This is a genomic window from Hymenobacter daeguensis (genome assembly GCF_054780555.1).
This window is the reverse complement of record NZ_BAAGWC010000019.1, coordinates 15,384-38,440: the sequence shown is the minus strand read 5'-3', so window position 1 is coordinate 38,440 and position 23,057 is coordinate 15,384. Positions and strand designations below refer to the sequence as shown.

27 protein-coding genes are annotated in these 23,057 nt (G+C 63.8%); 14 read left to right on the top strand and 13 right to left on the bottom strand.

Annotated elements, in window-relative coordinates:
• Nucleotides 1-2 precede the first annotated feature (2 nt).
• On the top strand, nucleotides 3-296 hold the full coding sequence (locus tag ACYVHT_RS17640; RefSeq protein ID WP_460554890.1) for a hypothetical protein: 294 nt from the start codon (nucleotides 3-5) through the stop codon (nucleotides 294-296).
• Nucleotides 297-516: 220 nt separating this feature from the next.
• Nucleotides 517-1,581 carry a glycoside hydrolase family 43 protein gene (locus ACYVHT_RS17635; protein WP_460554887.1) on the top strand — a complete coding sequence of 355 codons (1,065 nt, stop codon included), beginning with the start codon at nucleotides 517-519 and terminating at the stop codon, nucleotides 1,579-1,581.
• 27 nt (nucleotides 1,582-1,608) lie between these two features.
• Here the strand turns inward: ACYVHT_RS17635 and ACYVHT_RS17630 are convergent, their stop codons facing one another.
• Nucleotides 1,609-2,385 (bottom strand): acyl-CoA desaturase, encoded by a 777-nt coding sequence (locus tag ACYVHT_RS17630; protein WP_460554884.1) that lies wholly within the window; start codon nucleotides 2,383-2,385, stop codon nucleotides 1,609-1,611.
• A 211-nt stretch (nucleotides 2,386-2,596) separates the two neighbouring features.
• The gene (locus ACYVHT_RS17625) at nucleotides 2,597-5,194 is read right to left on the bottom strand and encodes a hypothetical protein (protein WP_460554881.1); all 2,598 of its coding nucleotides are present in this window, start codon (nucleotides 5,192-5,194) and stop codon (nucleotides 2,597-2,599) included.
• 251 nt (nucleotides 5,195-5,445) lie between these two features.
• Here ACYVHT_RS17625 and ACYVHT_RS17620 point away from each other — a divergent pair, with 251 nt between their 5' ends.
• Together ACYVHT_RS17620 and ACYVHT_RS17615 are read left to right on the top strand one after the other, a co-directional pair.
• A complete protein-coding gene (locus ACYVHT_RS17620; RefSeq protein WP_460554878.1) occupies nucleotides 5,446-6,003 on the top strand; it encodes a DinB family protein in 558 nt (185 codons plus the stop codon).
• 95 nt (nucleotides 6,004-6,098) lie between these two features.
• Nucleotides 6,099-6,725 (top strand): 2'-5' RNA ligase family protein, encoded by a 627-nt coding sequence (locus tag ACYVHT_RS17615; RefSeq protein WP_460554875.1) that lies wholly within the window; start codon nucleotides 6,099-6,101, stop codon nucleotides 6,723-6,725.
• A gap of 52 nt (nucleotides 6,726-6,777) precedes the next feature.
• On the opposite strand, the gene ACYVHT_RS17610 is transcribed toward ACYVHT_RS17615, so the two are convergent.
• From ACYVHT_RS17610 to ACYVHT_RS17600, 3 genes are all read right to left on the bottom strand, one after another.
• Nucleotides 6,778-7,410 (bottom strand): DNA-3-methyladenine glycosylase family protein, encoded by a 633-nt coding sequence (locus ACYVHT_RS17610; protein ID WP_460554872.1) that lies wholly within the window; start codon nucleotides 7,408-7,410, stop codon nucleotides 6,778-6,780.
• Complete coding sequence (locus ACYVHT_RS17605; protein ID WP_460554869.1) at nucleotides 7,410-8,093, bottom strand: metallophosphoesterase family protein; 684 nt, start codon at nucleotides 8,091-8,093, stop codon at nucleotides 7,410-7,412. The genes ACYVHT_RS17610 and ACYVHT_RS17605 overlap by 1 nt, the downstream gene beginning before the upstream one ends.
• A gap of 71 nt (nucleotides 8,094-8,164) precedes the next feature.
• Nucleotides 8,165-9,202, bottom strand: coding sequence for a threonine aldolase family protein (locus tag ACYVHT_RS17600; RefSeq protein ID WP_460554866.1), 1,038 nt, complete (start codon nucleotides 9,200-9,202; stop codon nucleotides 8,165-8,167).
• Between the two features lie 145 nt (nucleotides 9,203-9,347).
• On the opposite strand from ACYVHT_RS17600, the gene ACYVHT_RS17595 reads away from it, so the two are divergent.
• The gene (locus ACYVHT_RS17595; protein WP_460554863.1) at nucleotides 9,348-9,515 is read left to right on the top strand and encodes a hypothetical protein; all 168 of its coding nucleotides are present in this window, start codon (nucleotides 9,348-9,350) and stop codon (nucleotides 9,513-9,515) included.
• 15 nt (nucleotides 9,516-9,530) lie between these two features.
• On the top strand, nucleotides 9,531-9,866 hold the full coding sequence (locus tag ACYVHT_RS17590) for a hypothetical protein (protein ID WP_460554860.1): 336 nt from the start codon (nucleotides 9,531-9,533) through the stop codon (nucleotides 9,864-9,866).
• A gap of 144 nt (nucleotides 9,867-10,010) precedes the next feature.
• Here ACYVHT_RS17590 and ACYVHT_RS17585 read toward each other — a convergent pair whose 3' ends face one another.
• The gene (locus ACYVHT_RS17585; protein WP_460554857.1) at nucleotides 10,011-10,514 is read right to left on the bottom strand and encodes a metallophosphoesterase family protein; all 504 of its coding nucleotides are present in this window, start codon (nucleotides 10,512-10,514) and stop codon (nucleotides 10,011-10,013) included.
• A 136-nt stretch (nucleotides 10,515-10,650) separates the two neighbouring features.
• Between ACYVHT_RS17585 and ACYVHT_RS17580 the strand changes: the two genes are divergently transcribed.
• Nucleotides 10,651-11,352, top strand: a complete 702-nt coding sequence (locus ACYVHT_RS17580) for an NUDIX hydrolase (RefSeq protein WP_460554854.1) — start codon at nucleotides 10,651-10,653, stop codon at nucleotides 11,350-11,352.
• 103 nt (nucleotides 11,353-11,455) lie between these two features.
• Complete coding sequence (locus tag ACYVHT_RS17575; RefSeq protein WP_460554851.1) at nucleotides 11,456-11,845, top strand: hypothetical protein; 390 nt, start codon at nucleotides 11,456-11,458, stop codon at nucleotides 11,843-11,845.
• Between the two features lie 27 nt (nucleotides 11,846-11,872).
• Here ACYVHT_RS17575 and coaD read toward each other — a convergent pair whose 3' ends face one another.
• From coaD to ACYVHT_RS17560, 3 genes are all read right to left on the bottom strand, one after another.
• On the bottom strand, nucleotides 11,873-12,340 hold the full coding sequence (gene coaD, locus ACYVHT_RS17570; RefSeq protein WP_460554848.1) for a pantetheine-phosphate adenylyltransferase: 468 nt from the start codon (nucleotides 12,338-12,340) through the stop codon (nucleotides 11,873-11,875).
• Nucleotides 12,341-12,440: 100 nt separating this feature from the next.
• Complete coding sequence (locus ACYVHT_RS17565) at nucleotides 12,441-13,271, bottom strand: DUF3822 family protein (RefSeq protein WP_460554845.1); 831 nt, start codon at nucleotides 13,269-13,271, stop codon at nucleotides 12,441-12,443.
• 104 nt (nucleotides 13,272-13,375) lie between these two features.
• A complete protein-coding gene (locus tag ACYVHT_RS17560) occupies nucleotides 13,376-13,879 on the bottom strand; it encodes an NUDIX hydrolase (RefSeq protein WP_460554842.1) in 504 nt (167 codons plus the stop codon).
• 301 nt (nucleotides 13,880-14,180) lie between these two features.
• Here ACYVHT_RS17560 and ACYVHT_RS17555 point away from each other — a divergent pair, with 301 nt between their 5' ends.
• The 4 genes from ACYVHT_RS17555 to ACYVHT_RS17540 all read left to right on the top strand — a co-directional run bounded on the left by ACYVHT_RS17555 (nucleotide 14,181) and on the right by ACYVHT_RS17540 (nucleotide 17,159).
• Nucleotides 14,181-14,624, top strand: coding sequence for a PaaI family thioesterase (locus ACYVHT_RS17555; RefSeq protein ID WP_460554839.1), 444 nt, complete (start codon nucleotides 14,181-14,183; stop codon nucleotides 14,622-14,624).
• A gap of 25 nt (nucleotides 14,625-14,649) precedes the next feature.
• Nucleotides 14,650-15,030, top strand: a complete 381-nt coding sequence (locus ACYVHT_RS17550; RefSeq protein WP_460554836.1) for a hypothetical protein — start codon at nucleotides 14,650-14,652, stop codon at nucleotides 15,028-15,030.
• Complete coding sequence (locus ACYVHT_RS17545) at nucleotides 15,030-16,460, top strand: ATP-dependent DNA helicase (protein ID WP_460554833.1); 1,431 nt, start codon at nucleotides 15,030-15,032, stop codon at nucleotides 16,458-16,460. Before ACYVHT_RS17550 ends, ACYVHT_RS17545 begins: the two co-directional genes overlap by 1 nt.
• 168 nt (nucleotides 16,461-16,628) lie before the next feature.
• Entirely contained in the window at nucleotides 16,629-17,159 is a 531-nt protein-coding gene (locus tag ACYVHT_RS17540) for a DUF1573 domain-containing protein (protein ID WP_460554830.1), read from the top strand.
• A 76-nt stretch (nucleotides 17,160-17,235) separates the two neighbouring features.
• Here ACYVHT_RS17540 and ACYVHT_RS17535 read toward each other — a convergent pair whose 3' ends face one another.
• From ACYVHT_RS17535 to ACYVHT_RS17520, 4 genes are all read right to left on the bottom strand, one after another.
• On the bottom strand, nucleotides 17,236-17,616 hold the full coding sequence (locus ACYVHT_RS17535; protein WP_460554827.1) for a DUF423 domain-containing protein: 381 nt from the start codon (nucleotides 17,614-17,616) through the stop codon (nucleotides 17,236-17,238).
• Between the two features lie 79 nt (nucleotides 17,617-17,695).
• Complete coding sequence (locus tag ACYVHT_RS17530; protein WP_460554824.1) at nucleotides 17,696-18,907, bottom strand: aspartyl protease family protein; 1,212 nt, start codon at nucleotides 18,905-18,907, stop codon at nucleotides 17,696-17,698.
• Between the two features lie 119 nt (nucleotides 18,908-19,026).
• On the bottom strand, nucleotides 19,027-20,097 hold the full coding sequence (locus tag ACYVHT_RS17525) for an o-succinylbenzoate synthase (RefSeq protein WP_460554821.1): 1,071 nt from the start codon (nucleotides 20,095-20,097) through the stop codon (nucleotides 19,027-19,029).
• A gap of 39 nt (nucleotides 20,098-20,136) precedes the next feature.
• Nucleotides 20,137-20,409, bottom strand: a complete 273-nt coding sequence (locus ACYVHT_RS17520; RefSeq protein WP_460554818.1) for a KGG domain-containing protein — start codon at nucleotides 20,407-20,409, stop codon at nucleotides 20,137-20,139.
• Between the two features lie 280 nt (nucleotides 20,410-20,689).
• Between ACYVHT_RS17520 and egtB the strand changes: the two genes are divergently transcribed.
• Entirely contained in the window at nucleotides 20,690-22,000 is a 1,311-nt protein-coding gene (egtB, locus tag ACYVHT_RS17515; RefSeq protein ID WP_460554815.1) for an ergothioneine biosynthesis protein EgtB, read from the top strand.
• Between the two features lie 102 nt (nucleotides 22,001-22,102).
• Nucleotides 22,103-23,056 (top strand): L-histidine N(alpha)-methyltransferase, encoded by a 954-nt coding sequence (gene egtD, locus ACYVHT_RS17510; RefSeq protein ID WP_460554812.1) that lies wholly within the window; start codon nucleotides 22,103-22,105, stop codon nucleotides 23,054-23,056.
• Nucleotide 23,057 lies beyond the last annotated feature (1 nt).

Genomic DNA, 23,057 nt, shown 5'->3' with positions numbered 1-23,057 from the left:
AGATGGAGGTTGCTGAATGGCGTAAAAGTAAAGTAAATTCACCAAAAAGCAACTTCGGCAAACGATTTCGCCAGCCTTTTTATCAGGCCCGGAGATTTTCAGTCAATGCTTGCCTGAACAGTATTCCAAGCGCGGTTCCAACCCCCAACGCCTCTTTTTGCAATGCCGGCCTCCTGCCCGCCAGACGGGCAGCGCCACAACCAGCTGAACCAGCCTGCATCGTGGCGCCAGCCAGCTACCATAGCCAATACCGGGCTTGCCAATTCCCTGAATGGTTTTTATCGATTGAAATATAACAACTTGCGTGCGAATAGTGGATGCGGGCCAGGCGCATAGGCTGCCTGGCCCGAATGCTGAAATTTGCAAACGTTTGCGTTTGCTCCGGATTTATGCCACTTTTAGTGTTTCAACTGTTCTCCATCGGAGCACATTTGCTCAATCCTTTCAGCAGACTGTTACACCGGGCTTGAGCGACGGCTGCCTGCAGCTGCGTTCCTCGGCTATTGCTTCTCACCTATGGCTTCTCGTCGTCAATTTCTGAAGGGCTCCGTGACGGGCCTGGCCCTGCTGTCTCTGCGGCCGGCCGCCGCCCGTGCTGCCCGCACCTACACCAATCCGGTGGTGGCCCGCAATTTCCCCGACCCGTTTGTGCTGCTCCACAAAGGGCAATACTTTGCCTTTGGCACCACCGGCCGGGGCCGCACGGCCGATGGCCGCGTGTTCACGCTGCTCACCTCCACCGACCTGGTGGACTGGAAGCCGCTGGGCGGAGCACTGACGCCGCCACCCGGCAGCGCGGAGTTCGACTTCTGGGCGCCCGAAGTGGTGCTGCACGATGGCACGTTCTATATGTATTACTCGCGGGGCGGCGGGGCCATTGGGGCCACCGTGGGGCACCAGCTGCACGTGGCCACCAGCACCCGGCCCGAGGGGCCGTACACCGAAGTAGCCGCCCTGCCCGTGGCCGACAGTCCGTTCACCATCGACGCCCACGCGTTTCGGGACACCGACGGACAGTGGTACCTGTTCTACGCCCGCGACTTCACCGATTCCGACGACGGCTACTATCCCGGCACCGGGCTGGTGGTTGACCGCCTCACCGGCATGACTAAGCTGGCCGGCCAGCCCCGCACGGTGCTGCGGGCCCGCCACAGCTGGACGGTGTTTGAGAAAAACCGCCTGATGCCGCTCTACGGCAACCGCACCTTTGCCCAGTGGCACACCCTGGAAGGGCCGTTTGTGCGCCGCCACGCGGGCAGGTACTACTGCTTTTTCAGCGGAGCCAATTTCCTGACCGACCGCTACGGCGTGGACTATTGCGCCGCCGACCACATCATGGGGCCCTACGTCGATTCGGGCTCTGATGCCGGGGCGCGGGTGCTGCACTCGGTGCCGGGCCATGTGCGCGGGCCCGGCCACCACTGCCACGTGATGAGCCCCGACGGCCGCACCGAATACCTGGTGTACCACGCCTGGAACGCGGCCATGACCGAGCGCCAGATGTGCATCGACCCGCTGGCCTGGACCGCGCAGGGCCCGCGCTGCCTCGGCCCGACGTACACCCCGCAAACGTTGGGATAGGGAAATTCAGGCAGCCTGGCCGGGGAGCTAAGCCGCTACGGCCGCTTTCGCGGCGGCGGTTTCCTGCGCGGCGGTTTTCAGCAGGCGCAATTTGATGATGCCGAGCTTGTCGAGCGACCAGATGACGGGGTAGGAGGGGTCGAGCTCCCATTTCCTGACGCCGAAATTGACGCGGCTGGGCAGCTTGTGGTGGTTGTTCTGAAACAACTCGCCGCCGGTCAGGAAGTCGAAAAACAGCGAGTTGCGGCTTTTATCGTGGTTGTCGAAGTTCTGGTAGCCGTACTTATGGCCGGCCCAGTTCACGATGGCCCCGTGCACGGCCCCCATCATCAGGTGAATGGGCAGCAGCAGGAACTGCCACCAGGCCGTGGCGAAGGTGATGTAGAACAGCGTGTAGGCCAGGCCCCAGGCCAGGCGCGAGTACCAGCGGTGGGCAAAATCTTCCAGCGCGGGCCACTCCGGGTAGTCGCCCTCGAAGCGCTGAGCGGCCACCGACGTGCCCTGGATGCACTCCTGGTAGGTATTGCGCGTCTTCCACATCATGGCGAAGGCGTTGGCGCTGTTGTGGGGCGAGTGCGGGTCGCGGTCAGTGTCGGAATAGGCGTGGTGCATGCGGTGCAGCAGCGCGTAGGCCCTCGGCGACATGAAGCTGCTGCCCTGCGCGGCGTAGGTCAGCACGAAAAACAGCCGCTCCGTGAGGGGCGCCATCGTGAACATGCGGTGCGCGGCGTAGCGGTGCTGGAAAAACGTCTGCGTGAAAAGCGACAGGTACCAGTGCGCGGTAAAAAAAAGAAGAATAGCCATCGAAGAACGAAGAATAAAGAAGGCAGTCCGCAGGTCGAGAAAAAGAAACCCGGAGACCTTTTTATGCTGGCTCAGCTGCTTCGGTTTGGCTATTGCTGGGGCAAGGTACGCAGGAGAAGGGTGGGAAGGATGGGGGTTGGGTACTGGGCCGTCTGTCAGCCTGAGCGCAGCGAAGGATAACAGACGCCCAATGCCTGCTATCCAGCTGCCCTTACTTCGGCAGGGGCGCTTCGTCGGCGCTTTCGCTGAGCTTCTGGGCTATTTTCTGGGGCACGCCCACATTGTTGAACAGCCCGCTCACCACGCCCTGCCGCCAGAGCGTGAACACCGAAAAGCGCGGCTCGCGGGTGCTGGTCATCTCGCCCGACACCAGCTTGCCGCGCTTGCGCGGGTTCTGGTCCCGGATGACGATGACGTTGGCCGCTTTCGAGAGGATGCGCTTGAAAAACGTCTTCTTGATTTCCTCGTCCTTGTAGCCCAGCAGCTCCATTTGCAGGCCCGTGTACTCGGTCCACATCGTGCCCGTCACGCGCTTGCGGTCGGCCTGCAGCGCGAAGCGAATGCGCTGCACCTCGCCCTTCTTGAACTCGACCAGCCGGGTGGGCACCGTCATGGGGTTGATGATGGCGAACTGGCCCGGCCCGAACGTGCCCCACACCCGGTGCCGGCCCCTGGGGTCGAGCACGTACATCGAAACCCGGGCATCGACGCGGCACTGGTCCTGCAGATAGGTGGTGGCCCGGCCGGTGAGGGGCGTGGCGGGCGTCATGCGCCGCCGGTCGTTGCTCAGGTTGAAAAAGCTGCCGTTGAAGCGCGTGATGCGCAGCTTGCCGATAATGGGCGTGAGCGGGCTGCGGTAGGTGGTGTAGAGGTTGCCGTTCACCAGGTCGAAGCGGCGCACGTCCACGGTCACTTTCAGCTTGCGCATCTCCTCGGGCGAGATTTTGGAGAGGTTCGGGTTGATGGGGCCGCGGCCATCCGAGGCAATGAGCACGCGGGGGCTCCGGGCCGTGGCCCGCGCCAGGCGGAAGTCGCCGTGGTTCACCAGGTTGGGGTAGTCGAGGCCCGCCAGCGTGAGCGCCGCCACCTTGATGGTAACGGCCGGGGCCTGGTAGCCCTTTTTCAGGTTCATTTCCACCGGCGAGTAGCGGGGCTTCAGCCGCATGTCCTCGAAGCGGAGCAGCTGAGCATCGGTATCGACCTTCACCCGCTCGCTGCTAGCAAAGTAAAACGGCGGGTCGAAGGGCGACGACAGCCGGCCCGACTGCCCCTGCCAGCCCAGAGCGTAGGCAATGCGGTCGGGCGCGTCGTCCGACGGCTGGTCGATGCGGATGCTGCGGCCCGTCAGGTTCAGTTGGCGGATGTGCGGCGAGTGCCGCCAGCGGCCAATGCGGATTTCGGCATTGCGCACGCGCAGCTGCGCCAGGTCGGAGCGGCGGGCCACGCTGCTCAGCAGCTTCCAGAAGGGCGGCGGCGGCTGGGCCGGCGGAATAAAGAGCACAATGGCATCGTTTACCGCCAGGGCTTTGGCCTGAAAACGGTGCTGGTGCTGGAGCTGCGCGGCATCGAACCCGCTGAGCGTCAGGCGGGGCAGCGTCACGTCGAAACGCGCGCCGCCGGGCTTGCCCTGGCCCGGCGCGGGTTGGCGTACGCGCAGGTTGTGCAGCTCGAAAGTTCCTGTCCGGGTCGATAGATGCAGGCTGCCCAGGGCCACCGAATGCGCCGCCAGCGTGGCCTGGCTGCGGCCTAGCGCCACCGTCCAGGCGTTGGCAAAAAACACGCTCTGCGCGTTCGGGGCATCGGCCGGGTTGTAATGAATGGCGGTAGAGGCTACTTCCAGCTGCCGGATAATCGGGTTTTCCGTCGTGCCTGCCACGTGCAGGTAGCCGCCATGCACTGCCAGATGGGCCAAATCGAAGCTCCGCAGCAAATGAGTGGTCGAATCGGAGCTGCCCGAAGAAGTCGGTTTTGCCGGCAGGGTCGCGGTCAGCTGCGGGGCTTGCACCAGCAGCGAATCGGCCCGGAACCGGTGCCGGTGCTGCAGGGCCGCCGCGTCCAGCCCGGTGAGCCGCAGCCGGGGGAGGGCGAGCGCCAGGCGCGGGGTTTGGGGCGAGGCGGCTTCGGAAGGCGTGACCTGGGCCGAATCGAGCTGCAGCTTGCGGTCGGCCGTCGAGAAATCCAGGCCGGCCAGCGCCAGCGCATGGCCGGCGGCCCGCGCCTGGCTGTGCTGCAGCTGCAGCCGCCAGCCCGCCGCGTAGGCCAGCCGCTGCGAATCGGCCGCGCCTTCGGGGCTGATGAGCAGGTCCCGGGCGCTAAGGTCGAGGCGTCGGACGCGGGCCGTGGTTTGGGTGCTGTCGGGCAGGTAATGCACCTGGGCGTGCTGCAGGCCGGCATAATTGATGGCAAGTCCCTTCAGCTTCAGCGGCAGCCGCTGGTGCAGGGGCTGGCCGGCGCGGCGGGTGGGGTTGGCGGCCAGCGCCAGCACATCGAGCCGAACGGAATCCAGCACCACGCTATCAACCGGCACCACGCCTTTGCGCAGCAGCGCCAGCAGGCCGATGCCGGTCACGTTCAGCTCGGCCGCGTCGAGGCGCAGGCGGGGCAGCGTGTCGGCCACCTGGGCGGCCGGGCGCAGGCGCAACCCGCGCAGCCGGATGGCGCGCTGCATCAGGCTGGTATTGAGCTGCGCGATTTGCAGCCGGTACTGGCCGTGGGTTTGCCGGCTGACCTGCTTTTCCAAAGCATTCAGCAGCCACGCATCCAGAAAATGCAGGGCCACCAGCACCGCCACTGCCAGCAGCCCGGCCATTCCCAGGAGCCACCACCCCCAGCGCCGGCCGCGTACAGGAGGTGAAGCAGGGGAGGGAGGGAAAGGAGGGTCGGTTTCTGACACGGCACGAAGGGCAAGAGTAGCGTAACGGCAAAGGCCCTGGCTATGGTTGTGCGGCCGGACCGGTATGTCGATGGAAAGCGCGGTTTTCCCGACCAGCCCGCCGCCCGAGGTGCGCCCTTCGGCCCCCGGTGCCGGCGTACTTTGGCCGCAGGCCCTACATTTGGGCCATGCATAAGCCTGTTTCTCCCGATGCCGTCGGCGCGGCGCTGCTGGCCTCGTTCCGCCACAGCTTTCAGCAGTACAAAGCCCTGGCCGACCGGGCGCTGGCCCAGCTAAGCGAGGCCGAATGGCTGCACCAGCCCGCGCCGGGCAGCAACAGCGCGGCCGTCATTGTGCAGCACCTGGTGGGCAACCTGCGCTCCCGCTTCACCGATTTTCTCACCACCGACGGCGAAAAGCCCGCCCGCCAGCGCGACCAGGAGTTTGCCGAGCCGCAGAACGCCGCCGGTATTCCACCCCTGAAACAGGCCTGGGCAGCTGCCTGGCCCATCTTGTTCGATTTGCTCGACGCGCTTCAGCCCGCCGACCTGCTGCGTCCCGTTACTATTCGGGGCGAGGCGCACACGGTGCTGGCGGCCATGCAACGGCAGGTGGCGCACTATGCGTACCATGTCGGCCAGCTGGTGCAGCTGGCCAAAATCATTCGGGGCGAAGATTTTCACTCCCTGAGCATTCCCCGCGGGCAGAGCGAGCAGTTCAACCAGCAAATGACCAGCGCCCGCTAGAAAAAAAACGCATGCAGCACGACGATAAATTACTAATCCTTCGGGACGTTGACGCGGTTATTCAGCAGGAAGTCGAAAAAGAACGTACCAGCCCTATGCTTGCTATCACCTCTTTGCTCAGCCCGCCGCACGTTTTGCGCATCAACGCCATCATCAAGCGGCTGGAAGAAAAGTTTGGCCTCGACGACGTGCAGGCCACCCTCGACCCGCACCTGACCTACCAGCTGGCCGGCGTGCGCAAGCTAAGCTCGCTGAAAGCCGTGCTGGCCGACGTGGCCGCCGCCACCGAGCCCTTCCCGGCCTTCACCACCGGGCTGGGCGTGTTTCCGGGCGAGCGGCCGGTTATCTACATTCCGGTGCTGCGCTCCGATGCCCTCAACGCCCTGCACCGCCGCATTCTGGCCGCCACGGCCCCGCTCTGCCTGCGCACCGACAAGTTCAGCGGCCCCGACTGCTGGCTGCCCCACATTTCGCTGGCCCTGCACGACACCACGCCCGACCTGCTGGGCCCCGTGCTCGCCCTGCTCAACCAGGAAACCTACAACCTCAAAATCACCATCGACAACCTCGCCATTCTGCGGCAGGAAGGCGAGTTGTTTGTGAAAGAGGAAGTATTTGAAATGGGCGGCAAGGCCTTGAAAAGCCACAAGGAAGCCGATGCGCAAAGCCGTGAGCTGGCAGAAATAAACCAGTCCTGCCCGGTTGAGGAAAGCGAAGGCTAGGGGGCAATTAAGCGTCATGCCGGGCGCTGCCGATGCAGGACGTTTTTTGTTTCTACACCGAAGGCGGCACCTGCGTCCCGTTGTCGAGGCTCTGCCACAGGTACTTGCAGGCCAGCGAGCGGTAGGGCCGCCAGCTCTCGGCAATGGCCGTCATGCGCTTTTGCAGGGCCCGGCCGGTTTCCTCCAAATGGTAGTGCCTGCGCATGGCATTCTGCACGCCTAAGTCGCCTTCGGCAAACACGTCGGGCTGGTCGAGGGCAAACATCTGCAGCATCTGCGCCGTCCAGCGGCCCACGCCTTTGATGGCCGTAAGGTGCTGCGTAAAAGCGTCTTCGGAAAGCCCGGTCAGGTGCTCATAGTCGAGCAGTCCCCGCTCATTATACTCCGCAATGGCTTTCAGGTAGCCTGCCTTCTGGCGCGACAGGCCGACGGCGCGCAACTCGTCCTCGCTCAGGGCCAGCACTTCGCGCGGCTCGGGGTAGCCTTCGGGCGGAAACAGGCTCTGAAAGCGCTTCCAGATGGCCGCCGCCGCCTTGGTCGAAATCTGCTGGCTGACAATGGCCCGCAGCAGCGCCAGGTACAGGTCTTCGTGGGGCCGGGGAGGAATTTCGCGTCCGTTGGCAATGAGGTGGCCCAGAATGGGGTCGGCGGCGGAAAGGTGCCGGATGGCGGCTTGGTTGAGCATCAGTGGGAAGGCGGAGGCGCGAAGGTAGCTTTTGACAATAAATCGGCGGGGTCCACCGGCAGCGTAATAAGGTCGAGCACCTCGCCGCGGGGCGTCAGGCGCAGGGCCGTGAGGCTGCCGCCAAAGCAGGCACCCGTGTCGATGTACCAGGTATTGGATTCGGCGTCGAAATACGGCTTTGCACTTGGGGTATGCCCCACCACCTGCAGCTGGGTATCGAGCCGCCGGAGCTTTCCCCGTGCCCACAGCAGCCCCTCGGCGCTCTCCGAGTCGAACGCATCGGGTGCCGGGCTGATGCCGGCGTGGCTCACCAGCACATGCTCGTTCTGCCACAGCAGCGGGCGCTTTTCCAGCCAGGGCAGGTGCTGCACCAGCAGCTGCTGGCGCAGCTTGTACTGGCTCACGGTGCTCCGGCCGCCCCAGGCCAGCCAGCCGGGGTAGGGGCCGCTGGGCGCAAAGTGGCGGAGCAGCCCATCCTCGTGGTTGCCCATCAGAAAAGTGGTCGAATCGGGATGCTCGTGGCTGAGCTGCCGGGCCAGCTCCACGGTGGCCGGCACGTGCGCGCCCCGGTCCACCAGGTCGCCCACCTGAATGAGGTGGTCCGTGGCCGGGTCCCAATGCGCCAGCAAGTCGTTGAAGGTGTGAAAGCACCCGTGCACATCGCCAATGATGAATAGATTCATTGCTGGAAGAACAACCAAAAGGCCGCAGAAAATCCACCGGCGCAAAGAACTTTCTGCCCGGCCGGCCGCCGCTACATGGCCCGCAGGGCCGCCTCCACGCGCTCCAGCATGGCATCGTCCACGTCGAGGTGGGTCACAAACCGAATCCACTGCGGCCCGAAGCTGCTGGCCCGAATGCCCTGCCGCTCCAGCGCCGCCAGAAAGTCGGCGGCGGGCTGGTGCTCGTGCAGCCGGAAAATCACGAGGTTGGTTTCCGGAGCCAACACCTCGGCCACGTAGGGCTGCTGGCGCAGCACGTGGGCCAGCCGGGCAGCGCGGCGGTGGTCGTCGGCCAGGCGGCCCACGTGGTGTTCCAGGGCGTAGATGCCGGCGGCGGCCAGGTAGCCGGCCTGCCGCCAGCCGCCGCCCATCACCTTGCGGATGCGCTTGCACTTCCGGATAAACTCGGCCGAGCCCAGCAGCACCGAGCCCACCGGCGCCCCCAGCCCTTTGCTCAGGCACACCGAAATCGAATCGAACAGCGACCCGTAATCTTCGCTGCGCTGCCCGGTGGCCACCAGCGCATTGAAAATGCGGGCCCCGTCCAGGTGCCGGGCCAGGCCGTGCCGCTTGGCCACCTCGCTGATGGCGGTCAAAGCGTCCAGCCCGTAGCAGCTGCCGCCGCCCCGGTTGTGGGTGTTTTCGAGGCACACGAGGCGGGTGGTGGGGTAATGCACGTTCTCGGGCCGGATGGCGGCCTCCACCTGCGCGGCCGTGAGACGGCCCCGCTCGCCCGCCGGCAGCGCCACCGATGCGCCCGAGTGAAACGCGATGCCGCCTACTTCCCAGAGGTACACGTGGGCCGTTTGCTCACAAATTACCTCACTCAGCGGCTCGGTGTGAGCCTTGATGGCAATCTGATTCGTCATGGTGCCGGAGGGGCAGAACAGGCCGGCTTCGAGGCCGAAGCGGGCGGCGGCCATGGCTTCGAGGCGGCGCACGGTGGGGTCTTCCTCGTACACGTCATCGCCGACGGGGGCGGCCTGCATGGCGGCCAGCATGGCCGACGTGGGCCGCGTCACGGTGTCGGAGCGAAGGTCAATCTGGGGCAGGGAGGCGGGAGCTGTCATACCGGGCAAAAGTAGCACCCCAACTTGCCGGCTGCGTGTGGCTTAGGCCGATGTTGGCCATAAATTGCCTAATGGACTTGCACTTCCCGTCGCAAATGCGTACTTTTGCCCTCCATTTTGTAAGCCCCTAGATTTTCCTCCGGCCATGTCCGTTACCCGTCTGAAGCGCAAGCACCGCAAAAACATTGCCCGTGCCAACAACAAGCAGAACATCATCAAAAACCTGCTCCGCACCCCCGTCCTCAAAAATGTGGACCTCGAAGAGCTGAAGTCGCGCTTCAGCACCACCGGCCCCGCTGCCGCCACCGAATAATTTCCCTTTTTCGTCATGTCCGTTACCCGTCTGAAGCGTAAGCACCGCAAGAATATTGCCCGTGCCAACAACAAGCAGAACATCATCAAAAACCTGCTTCGCACCCCCGTGCTGAAGAACGTGGATTTGGAGGAGCTGAAGTCGCGCTTCAGCACGGCCACGCCGGCTAAAGCCGAAACCAGCATTCCGGCTACGGTGAAAACCGCTGCCGATGGCAACGCCAAAGCAGTAGCAAGCGACGACAAAACCGCCGCCAACGCCGCCGCTTTCGATGATGCCGAAGCCGTAACCAAGCCCGTGAACGAAGACGGCCAGGAAGGCGAGCACCCCAAGCCCGAAATCGCGCTGTAGGGAGTTTCGCTGCTGCCAGCTACCCGTTCGGTGCTAAGCAAAACCAGCCTCGTTGATGTGATAAGCCCCGTTTCCTGTTTCGGCAGGTTGCGGGGCTTGTTGGTTTTGTCGCGGCAAGCAGAGCGCGTCGGGGGCCAAACGGCCCTAGCGGCCACGCTTGCCCAGCTCCACGGCCTGCAGCTCCACCACTTTTCCGGCCGCAATCCCAAACCGCAGCAGCGTCCGCATCTGATGGAAGCCGTGCTGGCCGGCCGCGCCGGGGTTCAGGTGCAGCAGGCCCAGCTTTGGGTCGGGCATCACCCGCAGAATGTGCGAGTGGCCGGTGACGAACAGCCCGGGCCGCGCTTCGGCCAGCAGTGGCCGGGCCGCCGGCGCGTAGTGCCCGGGGTAGCCGCCAATGTGGGTGATGAGCACGCGCAGTCCTTCAACCTCAAAGGCTTGCACCAGGGGCTGGGTCTGGCGCACGTCCGGGCCGTCGATATTGCCGTACACGCCCCGAAAGCGCGGCGCCAGGGCCTGCAATTCGTCCACCACACGGGCATCGCCGAAATCGCCGGCGTGCCATATTTCGTCGCAGCCGCGCAAATGGTGCGCTATTCGCTCGTCGAAGTAGCCGTGGGTGTCGGAAAGCAGGCCAATGCGTGTCATGGTGCAAAGATGGGGCCGGCCGCCAAATCGGTTCGGCCCCGTATCTTGCGCCCGGTGCCGACGCTGGTATTCACTTTTTTTACTGATGTCGGGGGCCGCTGCGGTCCAACGTCTTCTTCTCAACTCGCTTTTCCCGATGAATATTTTCATCAACGATATTCCGCTGGTCATCAAAAAGCTCAGCGAAAAAGTGTACAAGCACAAGTTCGACCTGATACTCAACCCCGACGACGAATTCACGTCGAAGGATTTGGTGGGCGACGTGCTGGTGCGTGATGCCGGCCCGCTGTTCATCGACCGCCTGCTGCGCCTGATGGAGGTGAAGAAGCTGAAAAAGCTGAAATCCCTGACCATGCTGGTGAAAAAGAAAAAATTCATCACCCTGCACTTCAAAGACCAGTTCAAAATCGCCAAAGCCGGCGGCGGACTCGTCACCAAAGGCGACCAGGTGCTCATGATTTACCGCCTCGGCAAGTGGGACCTGCCCAAGGGCAAGCTCAAGAGCGACGAGGACCAGGCCGCTGGTGCCCTGCGCGAAGTGGAAGAGGAAACCAACATTAAGCTGGAGCTGGGCGAGAAGCTGCCCAGCACCTGGCACAGCTATGCCTACAAAGGCAACAAGATGCTGAAAAAGACCAGCTGGTACCTCATGAAGTGCCTCGACGACAGCCTGATGAAGCCCCAGACGGAGGAGTACATCGAGGAAGTGCGCTGGATGTCGCCCCAGGAAGCCCTGGCCAAACTGGAGGACTCCTACGCTTCCATTGCGCTGGTGGTGCGCCATTACCTTACCACCATGGCCGGCAAGCCCAGCAAGGCTCCGGCCAGCGGCAAATAGCAGCAGATTGTCGGCTATGCGGCTAGCTGTACTCTTTTTAACGGGCATTGGTGCGGCCGGATTTTTAGGGAGCTGCTCCGGCGCGCACGAATCCAGGCACGACTTGGCCGCCACCAAAGCGGCCTCGCTCAACGATACCCCCCGGCTGAACGTGGCAGCCCTGCTTCAGCTTAGCATCGATGAGGTGGGCCACCGCGTGGGGCCTCCGCACCCGGTGCCGCCCGCCCTGCGCGACCCCACCCTGGTTGCGCAGGGCCCGCCGGGCGCCGTAGCCGATTCTACGGCCTTGTTTCTGTATCGTGGCCTGCGTCTGGTGGTGACCTATGACTACGGCACCCGGCAAGTAAAAGACCTGATGCTGATGGGCCGCAACGAAGACGAACTGATGAGCCAGGGCCAGCTGGAACTGGGCGCTACGCAATATCTGGTGCTGCCCGTTTTTCAGAAATACCGCCCTACCGAGCTGCTGGGCTTGCGCGTGCTGGCCAAATAACCGCCGCCAGCAATGGCCGCCGTGCGCTTACTGGGCGCGGGCCGGGAGCGGAAACGGCACAAACGCCTCCACGTTGCCGCCGAAGCGATGGATGTCGCGGATGATGGTGCTGCTGATGGCCCCCAGCGTGGGCGAGGTGAGCAAAAACACCGTTTCCAGGCCCGGATACACGTGCTGGTTGCCGTAGGCAATGGGCTTCTCGTACTCAAAATCGGGGCTGTTGCGCAGGCCGCGCAGCAGAAACTGCGCTCCGGTTTCGCGCGCAAATTCGGCCGTGAGCCCCGTGAAGGTGCGAACCGATACGCGGGGCTCGTCCTCAAACAAACCGCCAATCAACTCCTGCATCTGCTCCACCGGCAGGTAGCGCTGCTTGCCGCTGTTGGTGCCGATGGCCACGATGACGTGGTCGAAAAGCCGGATTCCGCGCTGCACAATATCCAGGTGGCCGTTGGTGAAAGGGTCGAAAGAGCCGGGGAAAAGCGCAGTGCGGGACATGAGAAAGGTTGATTTTTGAGGGCCAGGTTTTGAATGCAAAGGGCCGGGGTTTAGAAGTTCTTTTTAACTCAACATTCAGCACTCAAAACGCGGCATACCGTCAGGCGAAGTGCAGGCTGAACAAGTCGAAATAGCGGTACTCGTACACGTCGTTCAGGCGGTAGCTGTACTGCACGTTGCCGGGGCGCGGGCCGAAGCGCACGTTGCGCACGTAGGTGCGCAGCAGGCTGAACACGGCCGAATCGGGCATGAGCTCGCCCCACACGGTCACTTCGTCCTGCTCGGGGTCGAGGCCCAGCTCCTGCATCACCAGAATGGTGTAGTACACCACGTCTTCGGCGGTGGTGCAGGCAAACACGTTGCAATATTCCAGGTGCTGGCCCAGCACCACCAGCGTGAGCTCCTGCGGGCCGGGGTTGAGGTAGAGGCGGCGCGGCGCGGCGGCCCCACGCTGGCTCACAATGCCGGCCAGCAGGGCGCTGGTGTGGTGCAGGATGCGGCCAGTGGCCCCGTAGGTGGCCGCCAGCCAGTCGGCCAGGGCGGCATCGGCGGCAAACACGTTCACCAGCTCCAGGCCGGGGTGGGTGGTGTGGCGCACGGTTTCGGTGGGGGTGGGGGTGTGGTGCAGGCGCAGGGCGGCGGCCTCGTCGCCGGCCCGGAACAGGGGCGCGGGCAGCAGCGTGAAGGCCCGGCCCGTGACGGCCAGCCGCACCGCGTTCCAGCCCCGCTGGTTCAGGAAATCGTGCTGCCCGGCCAGGGCCGGTACGCCGCCGGCCGTGAGCTGGTAGTCTTCGAGGGCCACGAATTTGCGGCGCTCCACATCGGCCACGGCCAGGCACAGGCGGCCGGGGCCGGCCAGCAAATACAGGTTATAAGCGCCCGGGTTGGCCGGGTCGAAGGTTTCGTCGCGCAGGCGCAGCAGGGGAGGCAAGGCAGCCGAGGACGCAGAAGGAGCGGAAGCAGGCACGAATTGAAGCTAAACCGGCCCAGTGGCCGGCCCTAAAGATAATGCTTCGCGCCGCGAGGGAATTGCAATCAGGCAAAGTGAACCTGCGGCACGAACAGGTCATCGGCGCTGAGCACCATGCGCAGCACCGGATGCACCTGGGCCGGCGGCAGCTGCATGAGTTGCCGGGGCGTTTTCCAGTTCAGTTCCGTAAGCAGCTGCGCATCAGCGGCGTGTTCGGGGTCGTGGCCGAGCCGGGGCTGGACATTGTCGGCCGCTGTCACTTCAAAAAATAATTCCAGCGCCTGCAGCTTGTCGGTGCTGAACTCGTGCAAGTGCAGGAAGCGGCCCACTTCCACGGTCAGGCCGGTTTCTTCCCGAAACTCCCGCACCAGCGCCTCCCGGAGGCTTTCGCCAAACTGCCAGCCCCCGCCCGGCGGCGACCAGAACGGGGCCGCATCGGGCAGCAGCCCCCGGTGCGCGGCCAGCAACACGGCCCCCTCGCGCACCAGCAGCCCGCCCACGCGCACGCGCACCTTGCCGGAATAGGCTTGTAGTAAGGCATCGGAAGTAATCGGTTGAAGCTCGGGCATGGGGTTGGAGAAAAGAAAATAGCGTCGGTTTCCAGTGCGTAAGCCTAACGACTGATACCCGACAATGTTTTACTCGCCGCCGCTAAATGACGCGGGTAGTCCGGCGCTCGGTCAGCGGCAACGCATCAAGCCGGCATTTCGGGCCGGCCCGGCCACGGTTGAGGCAGTACCTTTGGCCGCGACAGCCGCCGGCGCTTCCCGGCCCAATGCGGGACCGGCCGGAGGGCGGCACCCCGGCAAAGCTCCTCCCGGCCCGGGCCCCGGACTGTTGTAAGTAACCGCCCCAAGCAATTCGATGCCCTTGAATCCGACCAATCAACCCCCTGTTGCTACCAGCCCCGCCGACCTCGAAGCCCGCATCCGGCGCAAGCTCACGGGCCAGCGCTTCATGCACCTTATCGGGGCCGACCTGACCCTCATTGCCCCCGGCCGCGTCGAGGCCGAGCTGGAGCTGGCCGATAAGCACCTGCAGCAGCGCGGCTTTGCCCACGGCGGCCTCATTGCCACGCTGGCCGATTTGGTGGCTGGCTTCGCGGCCGTGACGCTGGTGCCCGACGAGTTTGGCGTGGTCACGTCCGATTTGAAAATCTCCTACCTGCACCCCGGCGTGGGCCAGCGCCTCAAAGCCATTGGCTGGGTGCTGAAAGCCGGCCGCCGCCTGCACTTCTGCGAAGCCGAGGTGTGGTGCGATGAGCTGCTCATTGCCAAAGCCAGCGCCACGATGGCGGTGATTGAGCCGGCTTAGATTTGGGACTTCTTCGGAAATAAAAATGGAAAATGCAGGTGCTTTGCAGGCTGACCTAGAAGCTTGGCTACATGAGGTTTTGACGAGTGAAAAAGTGCCTGATGAAATCGTTGCTTATCGTTTTGGGCTGGGAGAGGTAGAGGAAGGATATATTCTTTACTTGGCTGGCTCGAAAGTCTACGACGAAGAGGATGACGAATGGGCCGCTTATCCGCCAGATTTTCTTGCGGTAAACCAATTGCTTGTTTCAGAAAATGAAGAGCGAGAGTGGTACTGGGTACTGCTGGAGGTAATTTATGCGCTGGGCAGAGCTTTAAGAAAAGAACCTGTGCAAAGCTCATTTTTAGGCGGCACTATTCCCGTTTATACTGGCTTTGAGAGTGGTGATTTATATCGAATAAAATAATGCTCTCTCTCCGCACCCCCTCCGTCCGCGACTACTTCCCCTACGAGCCCACCGACGACCAGGCCGTGCTCTTCACGCAGCTTGATGCGTTTCTGCGCGACCAGTTGCCGGGCCGCAAGGTGTTTGTGCTGCGCGGCTACGCGGGCACCGGCAAAACCACGGTGGTAAGCGCCTTGGTGCAGTGGCTGCACAAAATGCAACGCAAATACACCCTGATGGCCCCCACCGGCCGCGCCGCCAAGGTGATGGCTGGCTACGCGGGCGTGGCCGCCAGCACCATTCACAAGAAAATCTACCGCCAGACCTCCGGCGCGCCCGCCGAGCGCCTGAACTTTCAGCGCCAGCCCAACCGTGCCGAGCAAACGCTCTACATCGTGGACGAGGCCTCGATGATTTCGGACGAGAAAGCCTTCGGCGAAAATGGCTTGCTGGATGATTTAATGGGGTTTGCGTTTGAGAAAACGAGCAACAAGCTGCTGCTCATCGGCGATACGGCCCAGCTGCCGCCGGTGGGCCAGCTCCTGAGCCCGGCCCTCGACCCGGAGCTGCTGGCCCACCGCTTCCGCGCCGACGTGGGCCACGTGGAGCTGCGCCAGGTGATGCGCCAGGCCCAGCAGTCGGGCATATTGGTGAATGCCACCGAGCTGCGGGAAGAGCTGCGCGAGGAAACGCCCAACATCCAGCTGCATACCAAGGGCTTCCGCGACATTTTCAAGATGGGCGGCGACAAGCTGGAGGACGGCCTGCGCTGGGCCTACCGCAACTTCGGCCACGAGAATACCACCATCATCTGCCGCTCCAACCGCAACGCCAACCAGTACAACCAGCTCATCCGGCGGGCCTTGTTCGATGCCGAGGAGGAGATTGAGGGCGGCGACTACCTCATGGTGGTGCGCAACAACTATTTCTGGCTGCCGAAAGAGTCGGAAATCGGCTTTCTGGCCAACGGCGACTTTCTGGAAATCAGGAAAGTAATCCGGCGCGAGGAGGTGTACGGCTTCCATTTTGCCCAGGCCCTGGTGCGGCTGGTGGACTACCCCGACGAGCCCGAAATCGAAGTGAAGCTGCTGCTCGACACGCTGCACACCGAAAGCCCGGCCCTGCCCTCGGACCGCAACAATGCCCTGTACCTGGCCGTGAGCGAAGACTACGCCCACCTCAAAACCAAGGCCGAGCGCTACAAGGAAATGCGCAAAGACCCGTACCTGAACGCCTTGCAGGTGAAGTTTGCCTACGCCCTCACCTGCCACAAGGCCCAGGGCGGGCAGTGGCAGGCCGTGTTTATCGACCACGGCTTTCTGAAGCCCGACGAGCCGCTGGCCGGGGAGTTTGCGCGCTGGCTCTACACGGCCATCACGCGGGCTTCGGAGCGGCTGTTTTTGCTCAACTTTCAGCAGAAGCTGATAAGCGACCCGGTAGCCGAAGACTAAATGAGGCCGCCGACGCGGAATTTTACGCGTACCGGCTTCGTTTAGTGCAGACTTCACCGTTCCTTCAGCTATGGCGGGCTAGTTTGGTCAGAAATTTGTGAGTGTGCCCGAAAGCACTAAATTTGTTAAACCCCAACGCTCTTTAACGTTTCTTCTCTGTTGATTTTTATGAAAAAATCCCTGCTCCTCGCGCTGAGCCTGACCGCCGCCGCTTACACCGCCCAGGCTCAGACTCCGGCTACCAAAGCCGCCACCACGGCTGGTCCGGCCATCACTTTCGAAGAAGTGAAGTACGACTTCGGCTCTGTGGTTCAGGGTGGTACCGTTGACCACACCTTCAAGTTCAAGAACACCGGCACCGCGCCCCTCGTGATTTCGAACATCGGCGTGAGCTGCGGCTGCACCACGCCGGAGTGGACCAAAGACCCCGTAGCTCCCGGCAAAACCGGCACCATCTCGGCTCACTTCAACTCGACCGGCAAAATGGGCATGCAGAACAAAGTGCTGACCATTGAGTCGAACGCCACGGCTGGCAGCACCACCGTATCGCTGGTAGGCGAAGTGAAAGAAGCCGGCGCTACGGCCGCCGCCGCTCCCGCAATGGATGCCCCCGCTGCTTCGATGGTTCCGGCCAAGGCCGAAGGCAAAAAAGTGAAGGAAAAGGCTGACGGCGCTAAAATCAAAGCCAAAACCAAGTAGTCAGGCTTCGCCGATAAGGTAAACAAAAAGGCCGTTCGCATCAGCGAACGGCCTTTTTGTTTGCCGAAACGAAAGGTTAGCTGAGCTCGCGCACGGCCAGCAGCAGGCTAATCCAGCCGGCGATGAACAGCAGGCCGCCAATGGGAGCCACCGCGCCCAGCTTGGTAATGCCCGTGAAACACAGCGCGTAGAGCGAGCCGCAGAACACCACAATGCCGCCGGCCCACAGCCAGCCCGTGGTGCCCAGGGCCCGCAGCTCGGGCCGAACGGCCCACAGCACCCCGATGGCCAGCAGCGCCAGCGCGTGGTAGAACTGGTACCGCACGGCCGTCTCGAAAGTATCGAAGCGGCCGGCTTTCACCAGCATGTCGTGCAGGGCGTGGGCTCCGAAAGCCCCGATGGCAACCCCCAGCCCGCCAAAAACGGCGGCGAGCTGCATTAAAAGTCGAGCAGTCATAACAAGAAAATGAGTGGATGCGGGCCCGGCACCTACCGCGCTGCGCGGCGGCGAAGATACGGCCGAACCGGCCCGGCGCTCAGATTTGGCGCCTGAGGCGGATGGTGGCGCTGTGCAGGTCGCCATTGGGCCGGCGCAGCAGCAGCAGCAGCGTGCGGCCATCCTGCGAGTGCAGCATGTGGCTGAGCTGGGTGAGGGTAAATACACTGACCGGCAGAAAGTTAATGCTTATCAGCTCTTCGTCAATTTCGAGGCCGGCCGCCGCCGCCGGCGAGCCGGGCATGACGCGCAGCACCAGAAAGCGCCGAAAATCGGTGCCGGCTGCCAGCAGCTCCATGCCACTCATGTCGTGCTCGAAGGCATCACGGAAGTGCGTGTTGGGCCGCAGCAGCATGCGGTGGTGGGGGTAGTCGATAACGAGCAGGAAGCGTTTCAGCAGCTCGTAGCCCACATTGCCGTTGCGCGGCACATCGGCGCGCTGGTGCACATCGCCGGGGTTGGGGTAGGAAGTGAGCACCGACGGCAGCCGGAAGCGCCCCAGCTGCAGGCTGGGCACCCGGCCCAGGTAGCCCTGCACAATGCCTGTGAGGCCCCGGCCCAGGTCGGTGGGCAGGCGCTGGGGCGGCCCCACCAGGCGCGGGTCGGAGTCGAGCTCCAGCGACAGGGCATGGCTGGCTCCGGTATCGAGCACCAGCTTCAGGGGCAGGGTGAGCGAGTCGGAGAACTGCACCGGGGCCGTAAAGTAGGCCTTGCCGCGCTCCAGGTCTAGCGGAATGCTGGCCCACTGCCGGCCCCGGGGCGCGTGGTAGGTAGCCGAGTCGTGCAGCAGCAGATTGCCCTGCTCGGGCCGCAGCGTGACCACGAAGCTGCGAAACAGCTCAGACCCCAGAATGCCGTGAATGGGCACGCCCACGTAGCCCGAAAGGTTGAGCACATCGTCGGACAGCACCAGCCAAGACATGCGCGGCGCGATGATGCCGGGCATACTCACCTGCACGTTGTCGGTCTGGTAGGCCAGCAGGCCGGTGTCGGCGCCGCCGGCTCCCACCACCCGAAACTGCTCGCCGTGGCGCAGGCCCAGCGAGTCGGCCAGGGCAGGCGAGGTGATGATGGAGGTGGCCACGCCCGTATCGAGCAGGAAGTTGAACGGCCCGTAGCCATTGAGCCGGGCCGTAATCACCAGCAGGTTGCGCTGAAGCTGAATGGGAATGATGGCCCGGTGGCGATGCGCCGACTTAAACCGAAATACCGCCCGCGGGGCAATGCTTTGGGCGCACACAGGGCGGCTCATTTCCCCGCAAAAGCTTAGGAAAACCAGCAAACACACAAGGCGCAGAACAAGCATGTAAAAAGAGCACAACCCGTTTGGTAAATAACGCGAAAAGATGCGCCATTTTTACCGAAGCAGTGCTAGCCGGGCAGCTCCCACGCGCCGGCCGGGTCGTAGCGCAGCGCCCCACCGCCGATGTGCAGCGGCGCGGCCACGTTGTTGTGGTAGAGCTGGCCCGTGCCCAGGCCCTGCGGAAAGTGCTGCACCGCGTATTCGCCCGTGAGCTGGGCCACGGCATTCAGCCCCACGTTCGATTCCAGGGCCGAGGTCATCCACCAGCCGATGTTGCGGGCTTCGGCCAGGGCAATCCAGCGGCGGGTGGCCGCGTGGCCGCCCAGCAGGGTTGGTTTCAATACCACAAAAGCCGGTCGGATTTCATCGAGCAGCGCCGCTTGCCGGGCCGGGTCGCTCACGCCAATCAGCTCTTCGTCGAGGGCAATGGGCAGGGGCGAGGTGCGGCATAATGCTGCCAGCGCCGCCGGCTGCCCGGCCGCGATGGGCTGCTCGATGGAATGAATGTCGAACGCCGCCAGTTGCGCCAGCTTAGCCGGCGCGTCGGCCGGCGAAAAAGCCCCGTTGGCATCCACGCGCAGCGTGAGTTGCCCGGAACCGGCCACCGCCCGGATTTCGGCCAGCAGCTCCAGTTCGGTGGCAAAATCCAGCCCGCCGATTTTGAGCTTGAGGCAGGAATACCCGGCCGCCAGCTTCTGCCGAATCTGCTCACGCATGAAAGGTGCGTCGCCCATCCACACCAGCCCGTTGATGGGCAGCGCCTCCCGGCCCTGGCTGAACGCATTCGAGTAGAGCTGCCGCCGGCCGCCACCGGCCAGGTCCAGCGCCGCGGTTTCGAGGGCGAAGGTGAGGGCCGGCAGGCCCGGGCCCACAAATGCCGGGGCATCGGCCGCCGAAAAGGAAGCCCATGCCCCGGCATTGAAGCGCTGGCACAGCGCCGCCACCGCTTCGCCAAAGTGGGGGCCAAAGTCGGGGCTGAGGCCGGCGAGGGGGGCGGCTTCCCCCAGCCCGACGATGCCGGGCGTAGCCTCATCAGTCAGGTGCAGGTACCAGGCCACGTGTTCGGCCAGCGCACCGCGCGAGGTGCGGGCCGGGAAGTTGAAGCGCAGCGCCCGCTGCGAAAAAGAAAGACGAAGCATGACGCAAAGATGCGAACCGGGCTTCGCTCCGGGGCCGGGCTACTTGCTGTCGCTGGCCTTGCCCCGGCGGCTCACGAGGCCGCCCTTGCGGCCGGCATCGCGGGCTTCATCGGCCGAGAAGCGGTGGCCCCGGCCGCTGGCGTGCGAGGCTTTGCCGCCTTCGCTGGCAATGCGGCGCTGGGTTTCGGGGCTCATGGCGGCGAAGCCCCGGCGGCTTTTGGTGCCCACCCGGTTAGCAGGACGGGTAGCGGGTTTGGCAGGCGTGCCCACAGAAAGGGTAGGGGTAGCGGGCGTGGAAAGGGAAGTTGCCATTTGAAATTTGGAAAGAATGAATTGTGTGGTGCAATGGTAGTGTACAGTTTTCACACTCTTACCTTTTCAGCAGCAATAGGTTGTATTCAGGGCTGTAATTGCGCATAAATACCAATTACTACGGAAGAGCTTCTACGTATTTTCCGGCCCCGGCAACGCATTTGTGTCATAACAGCGGCCGTGTGCCCCTGCGGCAAAAAAAAGGCGCGGCCATAACCTCCGGCCTGCTAATGCAGTTAGTGTAGCAGCGCTCCATCTTTGCGTACTTAACGGATACAATATGGCTCAAGCTCTTCCTTCATCGGCCCCGGCCCGTGTTACCTCCTGGCTGGCCCGCTACCAGGCCGTGCGCGCCCAGAGCCAGGCCCTGTGCGCCCCCCTGCTGCCCGAAGACACCGTGGTGCAGCCCACCCTCGACGTGAGCCCGCCGAAGTGGCACCTGGCGCACACCACCTGGTTCTGGGAAACCTTTCTGCTGAAGGAATACGCGCCGGGCTACCAGCTTTTCCACCCGGAGTATGCCTACCTGTTCAACTCCTACTACAACTCGCTGGGCTCGCGGGTGAACCGGGCCGACCGGGGCACGCTTTCGCGCCCGGCCCTGGCCGATGTGCTGGCCTACCGCGCCCACGCCGACGCCGCCATGACGGCCCTGCTCGCTTCCGGCGACGACCTGCCGTCGGCTTTCTATGAGTTGCTGGAGCTGGGCCTGCAGCACGAGCAGCAGCACCAGGAGCTGCTCGTGACCGACATCAAATACATCCTCAGCACCAGCCCGCTGGCGCCCGAATACCTGCCCGGCGCCGCCCTCGATTCCGATGCCTCAGCCGCCCCCGTGCCCGCCACCTGGCTGCCGGTGCCGGGCGGCATCTACCGCGTGGGATTTCAGGAAAAAGGCTTTTGCTTTGATAATGAGCTGGCGGCGCACGACGTGCTGCTGGCGCCGTTCGAAATCCAGAACCGCCTGGTAACCAATGCCGACTACCTGGAGTTTATGGCCGCCGGCGGCTACCACGACTTCCGCTACTGGATGGGCGAGGGCTGGGACCTGGCGCAGGCCCAGGGCTGGGAGGCGCCGCTCTACTGGGTGCAGCGGGCGGGCCAGTGGTACCGCTTCACGCACCACGGGCTGCGGGCAGTGGTGCCCACGGCCCCGGTCACGCACATCAGCTTTTACGAGGCCGATGCTTACGCCAACTGGGCCGGCGCCCGCCTCCTCACCGAAGCCGAGTGGGAAACGGCCGCCCGGCACTTCGGGGCCACCCCGCGCGGAGGTACGTGGCTGGAAAGCACCTGCTTCGACCCGCAGCCCCTGCCCGCCGAGGCCAGCCCCGGCCAGTGCCACCAGCTGCTGGGCGACTGCTGGGAATGGACCTATTCGGCCTACCACGCCTATCCCGGCTACCACCGGGCGGCCGGCGCGCTGGGCGAATACAACGGCAAGTTTATGATGAACCAGCTGGTGCTGCGCGGCGGCTCCTGCGCCACGCCCAAAAGCCACATCCGCGTCAGCTACCGCAACTTTTTCCATGCCGATAAGCGCTGGCAGTTCACGGGCATCCGGCTGGCACGGGGCGCATCCGGCAATTAGCGGGTGCCCATTAACCTTTCTTTTTTCCCACCGACAAAGCACCGCCTGAGTCTGCCGCCCGTGGGCCCGCATATTTCACGGCTGTTAAATGGTAATTGCGAAATGATAAATGTACTGACCGAGCTGGCGCAGCACGTAGCCGACGGCCTGAAGCGCACCCCCAAAACGTTGTCGTCGATGTATTTCTACGACGACGTGGGCAGCCGCCTGTTCCAGCAAATCATGGATTTGCCGGAGTATTACCCCACGCGCACGGAGTTTGCCATTTTCCGGGAGCACGGGGCGGCCATTGCGGCGGCCCTGAGCCCGGCCGGTGGCGGCAGCTTTGCGCTGGTAGAGCTGGGGGCCGGCGATGGGGCCAAAACCAAGCTCCTGCTGCGCGAGCTGCTGGCGGCCGGCCCCGATTTTACCTATGCGCCCGTCGATATCTCGGCCGGGGCCATGACGGGGCTGGTGGCCACCCTGCAGCAGGAGTTGCCGGAGCTGCGGGTCACGCCCGTGGTGGAGGACTATGCCACCGCCCTCACCCAGCTGCCCACCTGGGCCGGCAGCAAGGCCGTGCTGTTTCTGGGCTCCAATATCGGCAACTTCGGGCCCGCCGAGCGGCTCGATTTCCTGCGGCAGCTGGCCGCGCCCCTCACCCCGGCCGACCGCCTGCTCATCGGCTTCGATTTGCAGAAAGACCCGCGCCGCATCCGCGCCGCCTACGACGACGCGCAGGGCGTCACGGCCGCGTTCAACCTCAACCTGCTCACCCGCCTCAACCGGGAGCTGGGCGCCGATTTCGACCTCGCCCACTGGCAGCATTACACCGACTACAGCCCCCTGAACGGGGCCGTGCGCTCGTTTCTGGTGAGCACCCGGGCCCAGCAGGTGCGCGTGGCTGCCCTGGAGGAAACCTTCGACTTTGCCGCCTGGGAAGTCATTCATACCGAAAATTCCTATAAGTTTACCATGCCCCAGATTGAAGCGCTGGCTACCGAAGCCGGGCTGCGGGTGGTGGACGTTTTTACCGACGCTAGTCACGATTTTGCTGACGTGGTGCTGGCCGTCTGAC